The organism is Protofrankia sp. Cr1 (genome assembly GCF_963555865.1).
Taxonomy (GTDB): Bacteria; Actinomycetota; Actinomycetes; order Frankiales; family Frankiaceae; genus Protofrankia.
Genome location: NZ_CAUVXO010000071.1, coordinates 16,058 through 17,551 on the forward strand (window position 1 = coordinate 16,058; position 1,494 = coordinate 17,551).

Genomic DNA, 1,494 nt, shown 5'->3' on the forward strand with positions numbered 1-1,494 from the left:
GACGATGGCCGGGATGCTCGCCACCCGCGCCTTCGACGCCTACCGCCGCTCCCTGTAGGACGACCTGGTTTTTCTTCGGTGGGGCCTTCCCATGAGCTGGCTCGGCTCCGCGGTAGCCGTCCCAATGGGGCCGAAGGGCGCGCGATCATGATTCGCGTCGCGGCGCCCGGAGGCCCCAGCCCCGCACCTTCATCCACGCCCCTATCGCCGGGCGCTCTAACCAAGATCCATCTTTTTGATCTGGTTGGAGTGAACAGCATAAATGAACGGTCCCGCCTCGGCGCACACGGTGACGATCGCATCACGATTGTCGATCAGCCGCTGGGCCATCTCTGGACCGGACAGGTTCTGCCGAGTGATGTAGAAGCAGCGAGCAGCGTGTTGCATGACGGCTGCCTTCTCGGTGGGTCTACGCCTGATCCTCTCGTCTTTCATGAACGCGATCCAGCCGAGCCGAGCGGTATCGGTGAGCCAGGTGACGTCGCCGACCTTCTCGTCGTGCGGGATGCCATAGTGCTCGGCGAGCGTCGTCAGCTCGATGCCGGCTTGCCGCAGCAGCCGAGGGACTGTGATGCGACCGAGGCTACGGTCGACGAAGACGTGGGGAAGCCCCTCGGGATGTGCCACTAGGCAGCGGGTTTGCTGGCGATCCGTACGGCGTCTTCCAGCTCGTCCGGGGGGACGCCGAACTCTTCGGCGACCTCCGCGAGCTGCTCGCCGGCGTGGAACCGTCCCAGGACGTCTTCGAGCCTGGCTCCGCCACGGGAGAAGATCGGCTGACCGAACCCGCGACTGGGGTCGACCACAATCTCGGCGTGCTGGTACTCGGGCAGGCGAATGAGCCGGGCATAGCCATCGGGTGCGAAGTCGACGCGCTGCAAGTAGGCATCGACGACATCCCCGAACACCCGCTGGCCTTTGCGCACGGCTACCAAGTCCCGCGCACCCCGCGCTTCGGGCGTATCGCCCTGGCTCTCGGCGAAGTCGTAGAGCACCTCGGCGCCGTCGGTGTAGAGGGCCTTGGACGCAAGGACGTGCTCGATCCCGAGCTCCTCGGACAGGCGGGTGAGAGCGGGCCGGATGCGCTGAAGCGGTACACCTGCGCGCCGGATCGCCGCGAGCACCAGGCCCTCGGCAAGACCGATGAACGGCACCACGGCCTCGCCGTGCTCCGGCGTCGAACATGCTGTGACAATCGGCTCACCGCGAACCGGAGACCGTCCCGGCCGCTGGCGTATGTACCCATATGCCCACGTCGTGAAGGTCGAGGTCGGCACCCGCAGGTACCGGCCGGCCTCGGCGACACTGTACAGGGGCACCTCAAAACGATCAGCCTCGTTGACCACAGTTCACCTCCTCCGAACACGACAGTCTGCCACTTGTCAACCACTCCCGACCAGAACGGAACGAGTGCGATGTCGCATATTATTGACCATTAACGCCCGAATGCTCCGATCAGGGGTCCCGGTAGCCGACGACACGCCCATCTGAGGG

At 65.4% G+C, this 1,494-nt stretch carries 2 protein-coding genes; both read right to left on the reverse strand.

The window, feature by feature from the left end; translation table 11 throughout:
* Positions 1 to 216: 216 nt before the first annotated feature.
* A complete protein-coding gene (locus U9980_RS08885) occupies positions 217 to 627 on the reverse strand; it encodes a hypothetical protein (RefSeq protein ID WP_322767486.1) in 411 nt (136 codons plus the stop codon).
* Complete coding sequence (locus tag U9980_RS08890; RefSeq protein ID WP_322748503.1) at positions 627 to 1,346, reverse strand: DUF433 domain-containing protein; 720 nt, start codon at positions 1,344 to 1,346, stop codon at positions 627 to 629. The genes U9980_RS08885 and U9980_RS08890 overlap by 1 nt, the downstream gene beginning before the upstream one ends.
* Between the last annotated feature and the right edge of the window lie 148 nt (positions 1,347 to 1,494).